The 16,088-nt window shown below is 42.2% G+C and carries 10 protein-coding genes; all 10 read right to left on the bottom strand.

Annotation, left to right across the window (positions count from 1 at the left end; genetic code table 11):
- Nucleotides 1–43 precede the first annotated feature (43 nt).
- A complete protein-coding gene (locus MKX34_RS16540) occupies nt 44–1,096 on the bottom strand; it encodes an LLM class flavin-dependent oxidoreductase (RefSeq protein WP_076106687.1) in 1,053 nt (350 codons plus the stop codon).
- Between the two features lie 64 nt (nt 1,097–1,160).
- Complete coding sequence (locus MKX34_RS16535) at nt 1,161–2,030, bottom strand: NAD(P)-dependent oxidoreductase (RefSeq protein ID WP_076106684.1); 870 nt, start codon at nt 2,028–2,030, stop codon at nt 1,161–1,163.
- A 157-nt stretch (nt 2,031–2,187) separates the two neighbouring features.
- Nucleotides 2,188–2,772, bottom strand: a complete 585-nt coding sequence (locus MKX34_RS16530; RefSeq protein WP_232061372.1) for a TetR/AcrR family transcriptional regulator — start codon at nt 2,770–2,772, stop codon at nt 2,188–2,190.
- Nucleotides 2,773–3,066: 294 nt separating this feature from the next.
- Complete coding sequence (locus tag MKX34_RS16525; RefSeq protein WP_076296617.1) at nt 3,067–3,825, bottom strand: ABC transporter permease; 759 nt, start codon at nt 3,823–3,825, stop codon at nt 3,067–3,069.
- Complete coding sequence (locus MKX34_RS16520) at nt 3,822–4,595, bottom strand: ABC transporter permease (RefSeq protein ID WP_076296618.1); 774 nt, start codon at nt 4,593–4,595, stop codon at nt 3,822–3,824. Before MKX34_RS16520 ends, MKX34_RS16525 begins: the two co-directional genes overlap by 4 nt.
- On the bottom strand, nt 4,592–5,305 hold the full coding sequence (locus MKX34_RS16515; protein ID WP_036677045.1) for an ATP-binding cassette domain-containing protein: 714 nt from the start codon (nt 5,303–5,305) through the stop codon (nt 4,592–4,594). The genes MKX34_RS16520 and MKX34_RS16515 overlap by 4 nt, the downstream gene beginning before the upstream one ends.
- An 87-nt stretch (nt 5,306–5,392) precedes the next feature.
- Entirely contained in the window at nt 5,393–6,409 is a 1,017-nt protein-coding gene (locus MKX34_RS16510; protein WP_076296619.1) for a HAMP domain-containing sensor histidine kinase, read from the bottom strand.
- Nucleotides 6,406–7,083: a response regulator transcription factor gene (locus tag MKX34_RS16505; protein ID WP_076296620.1), complete on the bottom strand. Its 678-nt coding sequence runs from the start codon at nt 7,081–7,083 to the stop codon at nt 6,406–6,408. Before MKX34_RS16505 ends, MKX34_RS16510 begins: the two co-directional genes overlap by 4 nt.
- A 202-nt stretch (nt 7,084–7,285) precedes the next feature.
- Nucleotides 7,286–14,083, bottom strand: a complete 6,798-nt coding sequence (locus MKX34_RS16500; RefSeq protein ID WP_076296621.1) for a stalk domain-containing protein — start codon at nt 14,081–14,083, stop codon at nt 7,286–7,288.
- A gap of 109 nt (nt 14,084–14,192) precedes the next feature.
- Nucleotides 14,193–15,134: a hypothetical protein gene (locus MKX34_RS16495; RefSeq protein ID WP_076296622.1), complete on the bottom strand. Its 942-nt coding sequence runs from the start codon at nt 15,132–15,134 to the stop codon at nt 14,193–14,195.
- Between the last annotated feature and the right edge of the window lie 954 nt (nt 15,135–16,088).

Below are 16,088 nucleotides of genomic sequence, written 5' to 3'. Positions count from 1 at the left end.
AAATAATGAATTCGTTCGTTTACGTTTTATTCATAGATAATCCTTATCCCATTTGAGCTTCCCACTTGGCAATTTCCTCTCGTACTCGCGGCGCAACCTCTGTACCGAGCAGTTCTATAGCCCGCATAACCAACTCATGCGGCATCGTACTTAAGGGAACATACATCATGAATCGTGTAATCCCTACATGCTTACGCAGATGGATAATTTTTTGGGCGACTGTTTCCGGATCCCCTACATACAACGCACCATCAAAGCGTCGGGCAGCATCATAGCTGGAACGATCATAGTACGCCCACCCCCGTTCTTTACCGAGCTTATTCATACCGTACTGGGTAGACGGAAAAAAGAGTTCTGCCGCCTGTTCCGTATCTTCTGCAACAAATCCAATGGAATGTGAACCTACCTGAAGCTGCGAAACATCATGTCCGGCATGAGCTGCCGCCTTTTTATACAGTTGTACAAGCGGCGCAAAATTGGTTGGGTTTCCACCGATAATCGCCAGGACTAATGGCAGACCCAGAAGTCCTGCACGTACGGCAGACTCCTGAGTACCGCCGCTACCAATCCATACGGGTAAAGAGTGCTGAACAGGGCGCGGGTATACACCCAGATTATTTATCGCTGATCGATGTCCTCCACTCCATGTTACTTTCTCAGATTCCCGTATTTTCAGAAGCAGCTCAATGTTTTCATTAAATAAATCCTCATAGTCATGCAGGTCATAACCAAAAAGCGGAAAGGATTCAACAAAGGAACCCCGGCCTGCTATAATCTCGGCACGTCCATTGGATAAGCCGTCCAGCGTGGCAAAATCCTGAAACACACGGACAGGATCAGCTGATGAAAGGACCGTCACAGCACTCGTCAATCGAATCCGCTTTGTTAGGGGGGCCGCAGCAGATAACACCACTGCTGGTGATGAAGCTGCATAATCTTCACGATGATGTTCACCTATGCCAAACACATCTAGTCCTACCTGATCCGCAAGGACGATTTCTTCGACGACTTCACGTAATCGTTGTGCGTGACTCATCACAACTCCGGTCTCAGTATCTGGCTTTGTTTCTATGAACGAAGTAACACCTATTTCCATAGTTAATCTCTCCTTATATTTTCTCTTGCGATTTGTCCGACATCATCGGTGACAACCCAATTTCTTAAGAAGAATGCTCAAGACAACGGATTAAAGCCGTCCAATCCAACTCACCATAACCATTGGCAATTCCCTCAGACAAGTGATGGTGGATAAGCTGACCTAAAGGTAGAGGAGTTTGAACGGACTTCGCTGCCTCAATAGCCAATGCAACATCTTTTAACCCAAGCTTCATTTTAAAACCGGCCGGTTCAAAGCGCTGTTCGCTCATGATCGCTCCATAGTTCTGATATATTGGAGACTGAAAAAGAGCATTTACAACATTCATAAATTGGGACGAATCAATACCGTGCTTTTCTACCATTAGCTGCACTTCCGACAAAGCTTCCAGCATTGAAGCAATTAGAAAGTTAACGCCAATTTTTACAACGTTCCCTTCTTCGCCGTGATCCCCAATCTCTACTATCTCTTGACTCATTGCTGTTAAAACGGGAAGTACCCGTTGTCTTGCTTGTTCCGGACCAGCTAAAATAATACGCAATTTAGCTTCTTTAGCGGCATCTGGGCGCCCCATCACCGTGGCAGACACAAAGTGTTGCTTTCGCTCCGCATGCGAGACGGATAATTTTCGAGCCAGATCTACGCTGATTGTACTGGCAGAGATGTGAATTCCATTTTCCGATAATCCATTCAGAACACCATTCGGTCCCTCGACGACCTCCTTCAAAGCAGCATCATCAGAAAGCATGGTAATTACAAGATTGCCTTCTTTCACTGCCTCTAGCGGTGTTTTGGCATATCGTGCTCCCTGTTTCATTAAGGGTTCAACTTTTTCAGGGGTCCGATTAAAGATGACTAATTCATAACCCGCTTTCAATAGATTTTGGGCCATTGGTAGCCCCATATTTCCAAGCCCAATAAACGATACTTTCATTAGACACCTCTCCTTATTTTGATGGACTTCTCAATAACGGAATGATCGTTCCAAAATAATCAAAAAAAATATAGTCTAACATATACTCTTCAATTATCACCTTCATAATATGGGAAACATGATAACGGAACGATCGTTCCAAAATAATTAAAAAAAATTAGATTCCTGCAATTACAAAGCTAATCATCTCTTTTGCACGTTCCGGGTGCTGATCTGCTTTGGCCATAATATTTATGCTTTGATGTAAATTCAGCAATAAATAAGATAACACTTTGATATCAGTCGTTTTATCAATTTCTCCCCGTTGCTGGCCCTTTTCTAAAAGGTCACAAAAAGCTTGCTCTAATTCCAAAAAACTAGTCTTTATCAACTCATTAATTTTTTCATCTGGCGACTCCAATGTTGTAGCTACATTCGTAACAAAACATCCGCCCGGCAGGCTGGTATCGTATGCTGAAGCAATGTGATACTCAAAAAATTGAAGAATTCCATCTCTAACGCTTGATGCCTGTTCAAGAATAGCCTGCTTATTGAAATTCCCCTTTTTATAATGCTCAAGGGCATCTGTATACAAGGTTTGCTTGTCGGAAAACGTATCGTAAAGGCTGGATCTGCTAATGCCCATCACTTCTAGTAAATCTGGTATGCTAGCCGCTTCGTATCCTTTTTTCCAAAACAATAGCATGGCTTGATGCAGCGCTTGATCTTTGTTAAATTCTTTTGTCCTAGCGATAAGTAACACCTCCCGTCATTGAAATATAACATATCTGAACTGATCAGTCCAGAAAAAAGTGAGCAGAACTTTCGCTCATGATTCTTTGCGATATGTGTACATTTATTTTCTATTATTAAAATCCTAGACTATGTCATTAATCCAGACTATTCTTTTGATTTATAAAATAAACGGACACTCATATTGGTGTCCGTTCTTAGATGAAATACTTATTCATTGAATTGCTCAAAAACATCTTTTATTCAAACATTAATGTTTGTTGCATATTGATCTAGTTAAATGATCATATCAGCTAGTTCAGAGTTAGGCATCTCGTTTACGGTAAAGTACAATGGCTGCTGTAATAAAGACCAGTGTCCATAACATGGAAATACCTGTCCCTTCCATTGGTGTAAGGACATTTATTTCATCGGAGGAAGGCGGCATAAACATATAATAACCTGCTGTATCTGGAAAAAAATATTTAGTATTGTGTAGAAAATCTTTCGACAATGGACTGACAATGAAGTAATAGCCAAGCAGTACCACTAAAGCAGGAGTAGTTCGTCTTAATAAAGCACCTATAGCTGCACTGAGAAGTGTGGTTAAAGTTAGATAGCCTGTTGCACCTGCTAATGATTTTATCATTTCGTCTATTTCAATCACTACTGCTGTGTCTTTCATCATGATAAAGGTATATAGTACACCTGATGCAATAGTAATAGACGCCGCAGGAATGGTTATAATGGCCAAGGCCAAATACTTCGTGGATAATTGAAACCCTCGCCAAGGTATCGTAGTTAAAGTAGTTCGAATCTGTCCCCCTGTATACTCCGAACAAGTAGTTAATATACCAAGAATAATAAACCCTGCTTGAAGATATCCCATAGAAGAAAGTCCTGTATTCAGTATATTTTGCGTTCCTGCTGCCTCTTGTAGATCAACAGAAGTAAAAGCTGCGGCTAAACCTAAATTAAGAAGGAATGTAACCAAAAGAGTGAGCCATATCAATGGTAATGTAACTAATTTATCCAGTTCAGCACCAAGGATTTGTGTTATCTTTCTACTAGATGAGACACTCATGCTGCTACATCCCTCCTATGGAATACAACAGCTGCAACAATGAAAACAACGACTACCCAGGCAAACATGACTAAACCGCCTGTGTAGGGGGTGTGAAACCCGTCGAATAAACTGCCTGTGGACGTGTTGTCCGTAAACATAAACATTTCAGCGCCAGCCCTATCTGGTAAGTAAAACGCCAACTTTGTAACCCTATACAACAGGACACTAAATGATACAACGGATGAATTTATTATGAGCACAGCTAGCGGGATGATGCCATTCTTAGTTAGAAAAGTAATCCCAAGTGCTAGAAGAGCAGTAAATGTCCAGTAACAAACTGCACCGATAAGTCTGGACCATTCAAATGCAGGGGCATATTCACCAAGAATAAGATGCGTTGCTGACACAGTTGTCATAATAGCAGCAATACAAAGCAGTATGCTGATCACAGTCACAGCACCTGCTTTTGCCAGCAAAAAATGAATTCGGGATGAAACAACAGTTAAACTCGTTGTAATCTGTTGTCCTCCACCAGATTCACTGCTCTCTGTCAAATACTCACTGCTAACAGCTAGCACACCAAGAATAATAACACCTTGCACACCAAGAGCTAACCCGATATAGCCAACTTCCGATAGCCGTGTGCTAACTCCAGCTATAATCTCCTCTTTTTGTGCTATGCTGTCCAAAGCAGCAATGGCTGCCGGAGCAAATGCTCCAATAAGTAAGGCTAGCCAAATGCCTGGCAGGGAGATCAATTTAGATAGTTCCGCGTTGAATGCCCTCATACAACATCACCTGCATTTTCAGATGTCAGGGCAAAAAAGGCTTCCTCCAGCGTGGAATAGTTACCTATTACTTCTTCCAAAGTTCCATCTGCAACGATGGTTCCATGCTTAATAATCACCACATCATCAACGGTCTCTGCAAGCTCTCCCATTAGATGACTGGATAATAACACCGTATTTCCAGACTTAGCACGTTCACGTAAAAATGTCCGAATCCAACGAATTCCTTCTGGGTCGAGCCCGTTTACGGGCTCATCTAAAATCAGTATTTTTGGATCACCAAGCAGCGCAGCTGCAATTCCAAGTCTTCTCCCCATACCCAGAGAATACTTCCCAACTCTTTTTCCAGCGGCATTAGTAAGACCTACTATTTCCAAAACTTCCTCGACACGTGAGTTAGACAATCCTGCGGCACGAGCAATCCAACGCAAGTGTGCCCGTCCTGTTCGCATACGATGAGCTCCAAATCCATCAAGTGCAGCACCTACTGTTGCTAGAGGATTATGTAGTTCTGCGAATGGCTTTCCATTGATTAGGGCACTCCCTGAGGTGGCACGATCTAACCCAAGCAGGATACGAAGGGTAGAGCTTTTACCTGCCCCATTTGGACCTAAAAAACCAGTTACTCTACCAGGTCTAGCTTTAAAACTGATACCTGATAAGATTTCCACAGTTCCGCGATGTTTGACTAAGTTATTAATTGTAAGCAACCATAACACTTCCCTTCTGTTATGGTTCTAATTATAAAGAAGCAAAGTTACATCTCGGTTATCCTGCTATTTACTTCTGGGTTAACTTTAGGTTAAGCTCTCTCTACCAATAGCTACTCTTGTGCCATCTTCATTTGATGTAAAGTCAGCTTTCAGTTTCATTTTTTTTAACATATAATTTGAAGTCGATAAACCAATCCCCGCCCCACGTTCATAGGAAGAGTTATCCATACCTGGACCTCTGTCTGCAACAATGATCTGTTCTTTTTCCACATCAACCCCAATGCTTACAAATTTCCCCTCTGCTGCATGTCGAAGAATATTCTGAAATAAATTATCAAGAACCCGTGTCATCCATTTAGGATCTGCTTCCCAATAAAAAGTCGCCTCTGTCGGTAAATCAACCTCGATCTGGATTTCTTTTTCTTCAAATACAGGATACCACGCAGCAACAGATGCTCTTACTAAACGTCCAATATCTGTTGAAGTGGGCTCAAAAGGATGTTTTCCTGATGTAAGCAATGTATAGGAAAGTAAATCATCCATTAGTTCTCCGACTCTAGTAATCGTATGGTTCATCTCTGATAATGAGTTTTGTCCTTCTAGACTCATTGATTCTTTATTTAATCGGGTGACATGTCCTCTCAAAATGGTAAGCGGTGTTCGTAAGTCGTGAGATAAATTCGCGATGAGTCGATGTCGTAACAATTCCTCTTCATGTTCTCGCTTGCGACTGTCTTCAAGCTGTTGAATCATCCAATTAAAAGAACTGCCTAACTGGTCTATTTCATCCATACGATCACTTTGAACAGATATTGGTTTAGGAAATGAGTTATGATTAGCGGAAAATGACATGACTTCCTGTAAGCGGGTGAGACGTTTACGAAGTCTCAAGAAAAAAATCCAAGAGATTACCACAAATGCGACAATAATAAAACCAAACAAAAGTAGTACAACGTAAAATAGATTTAACGCATTCAGTTCTTCACCATTAATAGGAGACTCAATGAACGCAGATAAGAAAATAAGTACGATCGGAGGTGAAAAGATAAATAGAAAATGTCCTTTTAGAAAACGACGAAATAATGATTTAGTCTGTTTCATAGTTTCACCCGATAGCCTATTCCCTTCAACGTTTCAATAATCTCTGGGGAGTCTGGATGACGTTCCAGCTTTTGACGCAGTCGATGGATATGTACCATTAATGTTTTATCACCTGTTATATAAGCTTCTTCCCAGATGGCTTCATAGATTTGTTCTTTTGGTAAAACTTGATTAGGATGGCGTAAGAAGTACATTAAAATATGATGTTGTTTCCCTGTCAATATAATTTCTTCTCCTGTGTGTTTGTCAAATACCATTTGAACTTCTGGATCTACTTCAATATAGTTCCCTAATGAAATACGTTCGGAATGTGTTCCGCCCTTTCGACGGATTAATACTTCTAATCTAGCAACTAATTCATCCGTATGGAATGGTTTCGTTAAATAGTCATCAGCAAATTGTAACCCTTCTACCTTATCATCTATCGATGTTCGAGCAGTTAACAGCAAAATAGGAATAGCAGGAGCTGCCTTTTTTAATCGTTTTCCCACAGTAAATCCATCTAAACCGGGTAACATGATATCCAAAATAACGATTTCATGCTGATTCACTTCTTTTTCAGCTCCTTCACCAGAAAGTAGCCATTGTACTGAAAATCCTCGTTGTTCCAATTCTTCCTTTACCCAACTGCCTATCTTCTCATTATCTTCAATATATAACACGTTTCTTTTCAAGTAACTTCCCTCTCTCTAAATCGAGTTCACTATTAGACAGATTAACACAATCTAAAGAATTGTTTCCAGTTAAGACAATTATATGGTTCGTGCGGACTTTCACTGCCAAGTTATCGTCCATGCCTGGCGCACACTAGAAAACCCTCTAACATGGCAGTGCATGTTAGAGGGTTTCGAGCGTAGCTGCTAATTTTAGGAAATACTACTTCATGATACTAATAGATTTCGAAGTATTATCGAAGAATATATTTGCACCAAAATACTCAGCAATGAAACGTAATGGGAGCATAGTACGACCGTTTACAAGTTCAGCTGCTACATCCATTCCTGGTGCAAGTTCACCGATCTTAATCGACAAAGTCTGACCTTTCAAGGTAATCATTACGGTTTTCATAACGTTATCCCAGCTTACATTTGCTCCTAAGCTCTCGGCAACGAAGCGCAGTGGGACTAACGTTCTGCCTTTAACTACCATTGAAGCAACGTCCATACTCATTTCGATTCCGTTTAATTTATATCCTGTCTTCCCTAAAGTGAATTCCAATTTCACAGGTTCAGGTTTGGTTGTAACGAAGATATAGCCTAGCCCTTTTGCCGTGAAGGTAAATTTACCTGTCTTATGGTCATAGTTGCCGCCTGAACGTTCCATGTTACCGTCTAACCGAAGCATGATACCACATAACATTCTAATATCGTTAGTCGACAACTTCTCTTTTGTCAGATCGAAGGTTACGGGTATAAGCCCTGTATAATCCGTTACTTCCCGGCCATCCGCGAAGATCTTCAACTCATATCCCCGCCCTATAACTCCGTCGCCTTCATCTACAGGTTTAATGACAATCTTCATCCTCTTGCCTGTATTCAACTGCTTCAACAATTCAGAGGACAATTCAACCGATACGGTGTCATTCGTAACGATTAGCGGTTTGTCGGCTTTAATAATCGCACCGATCGTATCGCTTTGAATCTCAAGCTCATCTTTTCCGGCTGACATCGTCAATGCAATGGAATTGCCCTTCTTCAGCTGCTCTTTGATTGTAGCATCAATACGCTCCGCTACTGATAACTCTGGCGAAGGAGTCGGCGTACTGCTGTGGCCATTTGAATTGCCGCCATTGTTATTGCCATTATTGCCACCACTGTCATTTGTAGTAATTACAATAGTTAACTCTATCGTATCCATAGCTGCATAATTGGAAGCCGTAATATTGAATTTGTAAGTTCCCGCTTCAGTAGGCACGCCTGAAATAACACCCGTAGCTCCTTCTAGATTCAGCCCAGCAGGTAAATAATTATCACTCACTGTCCAGGTAATCGGTTTGTCGCCGTAAACCGCTAATGTTACCGTATACGGTTGTCCAACTTTGCCGTTTGGCAAATTTTTAGTGATAATCTCCGGAGCTGTAACAACTGGCTTATCCTCTTTAATCTCGATGCTCAATACTCGCTCATCTATACCAAAGTCATTCGTTGCTGCAACCGTGAATTCGTAATATCCTGTCTCTTGAGGCGTACCCGAGATAACGCCTGTTGCTTCATCTAGGTTCAAATCTACTGGCAAATCTCCTCCCTGGACCTTCCAAGTAATCGGTTCGCTGCCATATACCGCTAGTGTTACCGTATACGGTTGTCCAACTTTTCCGCTTGGCAAATTCTTAGTAATAATCCCCGGAGCTGTGTCAACTGAGACATCTTCAGTGATCACTATATTGAAAGGTTTTGTGTCACTGCCTGCGTCATTATTTGCTTGAACTTTGAACGTAAATTGACCCCACTGATCCGGTGTACCAGAGATAACACCTGCACCTTCATCCAAGCTCAATCCTGATGGTAATTGTCCCTCTACAACGGCCCATTTGATAGGCTTATCGCCTTCAGTCGTAAGAACTGCCGAATAAGGTTGTCCGACCTTGCCATCCGCAAGCGAATTCGTCGTAATCGTTGGTGCCGTACCTGCGTCTTCAACCCATTTCGCATATAATCCAATATCCCTTGTAACAGGATCAGCAACGAAATTCCAGGCATCGTTTAATCCTGTATCTTGATACCAACCGCCGAAAACAGTTTTTTCTTTTGTTGGCGCTGTTGGCTCGGTAATTGTCCCGCCCATATCAGCGAACTTCATCGCAACTTCGCTGCCACCATTGGAATCAAAAGTTACCGCATAAGGGTTGTGCGCGCCGATGGAAGGCGTTCTTCCGCTAAGTGGATTGCCGAAGAAGTCTGTTCTCTCCGTCATATGAGGCAGAGCGTTCGCCCGATCCACATATGGGCTTACAATCTCGGCACCTGCACCATAGGCCAGGTTATTACCATCAGCAAGACGGAACCCGTTCATCGCACTGTAATCAAGCTTGGCATCCACTGTTCCGCTGTTGGTAATCCAATGTTCCGGCGCAGATTTATAATCATTTAATATAGAATTTAGTTCCTCTTCCGTTACATAGCGGTTGTCTGTTGCTGTTACGCCTGCACCTAGATATCCGCCTCCACCTGCGTTCATACTGTCAAAAAGATTAGCCGGATATACAATGTTGTTTGTAAACCGTCCGGTTGCAAATGGAGCTGATGTTCCCCCGCCTTTCAGACCAACCTGGTTGTTTGCCCCAGTGTAGGCAAATATATTATTTTGGAAATAAATGTGCAAGTTGGAGGCTGTCGGGTCAAATACTAACGAACTGCTATTCTTCAATGGTGTGACGATAACATTGTTATAGTATAAGCCACTTAATTCCTCGCTCGTTGAAGAACCTCCTGCAAGCAATATTAGACTGTTAAAACTCTTGTTAAAATCCGGACTGCGGCCGTCGTTCACGCTAATATTATAGCGAACGATATTGCCCTTGGCAGCGTTCATCTGTAAGTACCAACCACCATAGTTATTTCGGCTGTAATTGTATTCATACACATTGTCCTGACAATAGTTGTCAATGTCCCAAGCCATACCGTCATTACTTGCATGATAAGGGTTATCCACAGCTTCATTATAGCGGAAGATGGTGCCTTTACTTGCCATAATCCACGCTGCTGCATAGTTTTGCGAACCTAGATATGTTGGTGTTGTATTATTTGGACCCCAGTTCGTAACCAGATTGCCGCTCTTATCGCTTAAATAGCTATAACCGTTGTCTGTGACCACATTTCGTTCCACAAGGGAGTTGTTCCCGCCGGACATGACAATGCCATCTCCAACCGAACTAGAAACCCAGTTGTTTCTAAACACAGCGTTGGATGCCCAAGGATAGCTTGAGTTACTCCAAGTAATACCTGTGTTATTAGTCCCTGGATTGCTTGGCCCGTAGGCATTATTGCGAATACCTTCGTTATCACAACGAAGGGTTTTGTTGCCTTCAACCAATATATCTACATAACCATTAATAATGATGCCGCCGGATACCTTACTTGCTCCATTTGCTTGGTGCAGCCCATTAACATCATGAACATAGTTATCTCGAATGACGATTCCTTGCATACGAGCATCAGCATAATCTTGAATATTAAACTGTCCTTGTCCCAGCTTGGAAATCCGTGACATTACAGCGATACCGGAACGGCCGTCACCTGCCGCATTGCCGATGTTCGTTACTTCAATTCCACTGACAATCCAATAGTTAACGTCATATAACTCAATGGTACCGTTTAAGGAAATGCCAGATGGGCTCGACGCTGTTCCTCCACCATTAATTACCGGGCGTTTGTTAGGGTCGGTCGTATTATATTTTGTAAGCGTAATCGGATTTCCTTCCTCACCATTGCCACGCAGTCTGATTTGTTCATTCCATACGCTATTCGCATCCAGATAAATGGTTGAACCTGGCATAAATACATATTCATTAATTTTGGAGATTGATTTCCATGCTGTAGCCGGTGTGCGTCCATCTGCATGATCGTCACCGTTATTGGAGAAATAATAATCACGGACTTCAAGGGGTACAATGTTCAACTCGAATGTGATTTCGGCAGGATACAGATCAAGTCTAACGGTATATTTCCCCGGCACGATATTATTTCTTGCGAATGATTCTTTGTTAATTTTCAATACATTACCGCTAACCGTATAATCCACATCCCGCTGCAGTGTTACAGCGCCGATCTCCACTCCAGCTAGATCTGCTAAATCAGGATTTACGGTGATATTATAGTCGTCCAGACCCATAACATATGTGCTGTCTTCCAAGTGGCTATACTCTTTGGGCAAAAGCTTTAGCGTAATAGAAGATGTTCCGGTTTGGGCTGTTATTCCACTATCGATAACATATACGTCATCGATAAAGTGCCTGTTCTGTATATCCTTAACCGTTCCAGCCTTGTTGCCCCAGTTCGTAGCAAGCTGCAATGCATCGATCTTGGAAATATTGTTCTTAACTAGGGTATCAAAATTTCCGCCATCTGTTGATTGCCTTTGAATGTCTTGTCCGTCAATTTTATAGGTTGTTCCTGTTGATGTAACGAACCATTGAAATTTATGCCAGCCTTCACTTCGCTTGACATCTACAGGATAGAATCTCCCGGATGAACCGGGTCTGACTGCGTAATTGGTCAGATTTGCCGTCCAGTCACCATCTCCATTGCCATAATTTATTGCGATATGTTCATTGGACGATGGGGTTAAGCCAAAGACAGCGTGGTCATTGGAAGCCGCTCTGCCATCATCATAGTACCAAGCAGTAACGATTGTTGTCTTACCGGTTGCAGGGGCGTAATTATAGGTACCTGGAACAGTCGCCACCTGACCGGCGCCGCTTGATGTCGCGGCCTTTCCTCCGGTACGGGACATCACATCGCTGTGAATATATCCGTTCGCACCATTTGAAAATTTCTTCTCCCCTTCAAATCCATCGTAAAATTTAGTGTCAGCCTTATTGAAGTAATCAACGCTCACATGTACAGTAACTTCTTCGTTCCCTGTCGGAATATAACCTTTCTTAACCGTCACGAATCCGGCATCATCAACTTCAATCTTATCCTTGTCTTGATCCGCCGGACTGAAGCTGATGTTATCAGCAACGAACACATCAGCTGTGTCAACCATTAACCGCGTTCTATCTCCTGCCCGTAATGTATCGTTCTGGCGAATTAGCGCAATGTTCGCTGAATATTGTGCACTCTCCCCTGATTCATCAGAGTCCAAGAATCGTGACGTTGCGTTGCCGTTTGCCTTTACTTTAAAGGTATCGTTTAAAGTCGGAGACAAAGCCGTATCATTGCTTGTCGCTGCAATCGGGCTTCCATTAACCACTCCATTACTGAAGAGTTGAACCGAATAGGCAGATGCGTTAGCGACGCGATCCCATGTAGCGTATGTGCCGTTCCATCTGGCATTTGCCGGTGTAGGCAATTTCTCGATTTTCAATATTCCGGATGCTGCAACTTCTTCACTGATATCTCCCGCATTATTTATGACAATAGCTGTAACAGTGTAGTTGCCCACTCCCAGTGCCCTTGCATAGGGCAGAACATGATGCCTTTCATGATTGTTAGGCTGGTCGGGACCCCCATTTTTCGATAAATAATAACCAACAAGTCCACCGTCTTTGAACAGTGTTACAAGGGTATCGCCGTAATTGGAAGCGCCATTATAAATACCCGTATCCGAGTCAAGCGTTGGATTAATTGGTGCATTCACCTGCGTATTGGTGGTTATCAACAACGGTACAGCATGGGATTTCACCACAACTCCCTCTGCCGAGGAGACTTCGCAATAATAAAAATTGCCTTGTTGTGAAGCTGCGTCCACATTGGAAAGTGTTAATACTGCCTTATCAGCTCCGCTGACTTTTGTCCCGCTCAAGCCAGTCTCGTCATCAGATACATACCATTGATAAGCAGTAGCAGCGGCTGATGCCGTAATGCTAAATGTTGCTGTCTCACTTTGTTTCACTTCTGCCCTTGTTGGCTGAGTGATTATTTCTAAATTTGGCAATCCGCCGGGAGGTACCAAATTCACTGTTAATGTTCTGGTACCTGTTGTTGTAGCCACATCTTTTACAACATAAAAATCGTCAATTAGATGTTTATTTTTAATATAAGCTTTGTTCCCTGACTGGCTATTCCATCCTCCAGCTATTTTAGGCTGAATGGTTGTACCGCTCTTCATAGCTTTGTAAATATCACTTTGCGCTGAATCGGATATTAATGTTCCGTCTATTTGTAACGTCGCACCATTCGGTGTAATAAGCCACTCGAATTTATGCCAGCCTGTGGAACGTAAAGCCCCGCTATCTTTCCAACGGTTGCCTGCTGTACCCGCTGATGATGGTTCATAAGCCCAAGTATATTTCGTCGGGTTATGAATAACATCAGCCTCTGAACTTTGATAGAATGTCCCGGCAAAGGTGGCATTTTTGCCATCTACAATAGCAAATTGCGTTCTATCCGTCGCAGTCTTCTCCTCATTAGGATACGGGTCAAAATACCATGCCGTCATCTTATAATTGCTGCCAGCCGGCAATGCCACGTCCTGGGCTACCTTTTCATTATTCGTATCATCCGATGGTGTAATCGCTTTCAATCCAGAGCGGGACTGTGCATCGGACAGCGTGAAGGACGAGCCTAATTTGCTCATAGATGTCATCGGACCATTGTTGTTCTCGAAGTCCTCCATGAATAACACTTCTGAGTCAGGGTAATAACCTGCCGTGGCCGTGATTGTCACCGGGACGCCCGGGGCACCTGGCGACGCAAATGTATAACCGTTAGATAAAGTAATGTTACCCTGATTATTAACAGTTAAAAGATGCGAATTGCTGGAATCATAACTTACCTCGTCAATAACCGGTCCTTTAACCAGACTGCTTAAAGGCGAACCTTTATAGGAAAGATTTACCCTGCCTGCCTGACCTGCGGCTTGTGTCAATTCTAGTACAACGGAGTCAAAAGATTCGCCCCCTCCCGCAGCTGATACTTCAGATGAAGGCGCCAAGCCGAACAGACCAGGGAATGCCAACGTTGTTGCCGTAACTATCGACAAAGCTTTTTGCATCCATTTCGATCGTATCATTCCAAAATTTCCTCCCTTTGAAATTAATAAATTTATACTTTATAAAAAAATCTGTATCTATGGAAATCTCAATAGACATAGATTTTTATAAACTTAAAAACTAACTATTCTAGTTCACTACTAATTCACTGAATCGATTACCGTTATACACGATCTTCAACTTATTCGTATTTGTTATTAACGCTCGCAAGTCAGATTCCGCCCATTCGTATATAATGGAATCTTTCACTTCTTCCAGTTTAAGCTTGGTGTTTTCCGGTTTTGTGATTAATGTGGCAATGACATCCTCGTCCATATATTTACCGATTACTGTCTCACCTACAGAAGCAGCAGCTAATGACTCCCAGAACTTAAGAGACTCGGTATCTTCTTTGGATATATCCAAACGATTTAGCACTTTCTCTTCCTTGGCCTGCCCCGTTGTCGCTAACGCAGCCGTTAATTTATCAGCAACACGAGTATATTCCGCACTTTTTGATGCATACTCAACTTGTAACTCCGCGTTGCTCATTTTCGTTTTCTTAACCTGGGTTTCTACCAAATCCGGCCAACGGGCGCCACTTAAATATTGCATGTATTGATATAACTCAAACTGAGGCAGCCCATAGTATGTCTCTCCTGAATCATCCATCTTAGCTCGCTTAACATTTTCATCATCCATGTCGGATTCTAGCTCATCAAAGCTTTTATAAGGGGCGATCCCTCGCTCATCTGCAATAAATTGCTCCTGCTTGGTTTTTAGCAATGCAGTCATCGCAGAATTTTTGGCGTATTCAGAGGGGGTTTCATGATTTTTGCCGTATTTACGTGTCCAGAAGCCCTCATCTACTTGAGCCCCATAAGTTCTGAAGAAATAGTCTGCTGTTACAGCTCTTTGCTCTGTTACATAGAAATGAAATTCTTCCTCTGTTACGGCATATCCATCTACTGTAAATATCCAGTTTTCAGGCAGCTCCGCCTTTTTGTTAGTTAAGCCCAACATGAGTAAAGCAAGAACAATCAGAGCGGTAAACAAGATAATCACTGTTGGTTTTCGTCTTGTAATCCCCATGACAGCCCCCTTTCCAATATTCAACCTAGCTTTGCATGAAAGCCATGACAGTGAAATTCTTCCCCGTTGCAGGAGAAGTTCCCAAATTTAAATGGTTAGACATTATTGTAAGTTTAGCCACCCCTTAATGTAAGCGCTTATTTAGACTGAATTAGAACAAATTTGACTTATAAAAAAACAGTCCTAGTTCGCAACTTTGTGTGTACTAGGGGATCAATATCTTAAAAAGGAACTGTCGTTTGGTGTAAACGCTTTTATTTATGGATATTAATTTTTAAATTTTATTCACAAACACCTAGACACGGCGAAAATAGTTGTGATACATTTGAGCATAAGTAATGCTGCTGGGTTAGCAATTTCTACCTATAGGTGAAAAGTGACGTTGAGGATGCGATGATTTCCTATTGAAGCGCATATCTTCAAATCTCTTCAGCATATAAGTCAAATGTCACTTTCGCCCTAAAGTTAAAGCGCTTAAACTTTATAGGCTTAAATAACATCTATTGTTAAGCGTGTTACTTTGGAGATCAGACTATAGGGAAGGAGGATTCATTGACGCTAATTAAAAACCGTCACTTAAGGAGAAATTTTTGTGCACTCATTGAAATCGACCTCGGGCACAATGAAAGTGTTAATAGTAACGTTGAGGATGCGATGATTCCCTAATGAAGCACGTATCTCCAAATCTTTTTCAGCATATAAGTAAATGTCACTTCCGCCCTAAAGTTAAAGCGCTTAAACATTATAAGCGTGTGTAGCACTTATTGTTAAGCGTTTTACTTTGGAGATCATTCTATAGGGAAGGAGAATTCATTGACGTTAATTAAACTAACCATCACTTAAGGAGGAATTTTTATGTACTCATTGAAATCGACCTCAGGCACAATGAAAGTGATGTTACTTGTTATGCTTTCGGCGGTTATGCTTCTATCGACATTAGCCGCACCTGCACCG

It is taken from the genome of Paenibacillus sp. FSL R5-0636 (genome assembly GCF_037974255.1).
GTDB lineage: Bacteria > Bacillota > Bacilli > Paenibacillales > Paenibacillaceae > Paenibacillus_AQ > Paenibacillus_AQ odorifer.
The sequence above is the reverse complement of the archived record's forward strand: the minus strand, read 5'-3'. Positions and strand labels throughout refer to the sequence as shown.

Excerpts from the sequence above, each read along its gene's own strand:
- MKX34_RS16540 (WP_076106687.1), bottom strand. The coding sequence starts at position 1,096 with ATGGAAATAGGTGTTACTTCGTTCATAGAAACAAAGCCAGATACTGAG.
- MKX34_RS16535 (WP_076106684.1), bottom strand. The coding sequence starts at position 2,030 with ATGAAAGTATCGTTTATTGGGCTTGGAAATATGGGGCTACCAATGGCC.
- MKX34_RS16525 (WP_076296617.1), bottom strand. The coding sequence starts at position 3,825 with ATGAGTGTCTCATCTAGTAGAAAGATAACACAAATCCTTGGTGCTGAA.
- MKX34_RS16520 (WP_076296618.1), bottom strand. The coding sequence starts at position 4,595 with ATGAGGGCATTCAACGCGGAACTATCTAAATTGATCTCCCTGCCAGGC.
- MKX34_RS16510 (WP_076296619.1), bottom strand. The coding sequence starts at position 6,409 with ATGAAACAGACTAAATCATTATTTCGTCGTTTTCTAAAAGGACATTTT.
- MKX34_RS16500 (WP_076296621.1), bottom strand. The coding sequence starts at position 14,083 with ATGATACGATCGAAATGGATGCAAAAAGCTTTGTCGATAGTTACGGCA.
- MKX34_RS16495 (WP_076296622.1), bottom strand. The coding sequence starts at position 15,134 with ATGGGGATTACAAGACGAAAACCAACAGTGATTATCTTGTTTACCGCT.